At 43.1% G+C, this 1,234-nt stretch carries 1 protein-coding gene; it reads left to right on the top strand.

Going from position 1 to position 1,234, the window contains the following annotated elements; all coding sequences use genetic code 11:
- Window positions 1-853: YitT family protein (locus AC1DUA_RS38285; protein WP_477504666.1), on the top strand; the 853-nt coding region annotated here is incomplete at its 5' end.
- Window positions 854-1,234 lie beyond the last annotated feature (381 nt).

Genomic DNA, 1,234 nt, shown 5'->3' with positions numbered 1-1,234 from the left:
GGAGAATAGGGTGCCTGCAAAAATTAATTATATCAATGTAATTGCTATCATAGGCGGTTCCGCGATTATTGCCTTCGGGATGAACTACTTCAATTTGGCCAACGGGCTGGCAGAAGGGGGGATTACTGGACTCGCTCTTTTGCTCAAATATGTCTTGGGTTGGAATCCGGCATGGTCGAACCTGCTGATTAACATTCCGCTCATTCTTATGGGTTGGAAAATGCTAGGCCACCTCAGTTTCATCTATACCGTTATAGGCATGATATCAGTATCGCTGTTTTTGTGGCTGTTTGAGAGCTTTTCCATGCCGCTTCCTGACCCTCTGTTAGCTTCTCTTTATGCAGGAGGCATTGTAGGGTTAGGTTTTGGTATTGTATTTCGTTTTGAAGGGATGACTGAAGGAACCGATATCATCGCACGAATGATGCAGAAACATTACGGGATCGGTATTGCCAAAACGATTTTTGGCATCGATTTCATCGTCTTGATACTCTCTCTGATTTACTTGGATTTGACGCGAGCCATGTATACACTTGTAGCCATTATCGTAGGTGCAAGAGTGATTGATTTCGTGCTTGAGGGGGCTTCAGGCGCTCGAGCGGCATTTATTATTACAGATAAGCCTGAGCAGACGGCAACAGCGATTATGACCGAGCTGCAGCGCGGAATCACGTATCTCGAAGGTAAGGGCGGCTATACGGGGAAGCAACGGGAAGTGATTTATTGTATCGTAAGCCGAAAAGAAATCATTAAGCTCAAGTCGTTGGTGCATCGCATAGATGCCTCTGCTTTTGTCTCCTTCAGCGATGTGAGGGAAGTGGTTGGGAATGGATTTGCCCGGCAAGATGCTTAACGAAAAGGGGCTGTCTCATGGTATGGTAACGTACAAAAAAAYCTTWCCTTTGTYTGATGGTTGCTCGACACTTCCATYTTACCAAGGTTTGGTTTCTTTTGTTTGTRCAAAKTASGAAGAAGGGRCTGAACTTTCACGGTCTATTAACCATTTGGGACATCCTCTTAACAACATACACTTGATGGTAGTACATGATGTAAAAAGTGCAGTAAATTCACATCTGAACCAACTATAAGTACGGAATGATGTAAAAAGTACATCAAATATAGGCACATTGCTCTATTTTCGATGGTATCGATGAGATTAACTGCACAAAATGCATGATTATCTCCGAAACCCTCGATAATACGAAAATTTGCTGCACTTTTTGCATCAAATTAG

The sequence above is a fragment of the Paenibacillus sp. 01T422 genome (assembly GCF_056398785.1).
The sequence above is the reverse complement of the archived record's forward strand: the minus strand, read 5'-3'. Positions and strand labels throughout refer to the sequence as shown.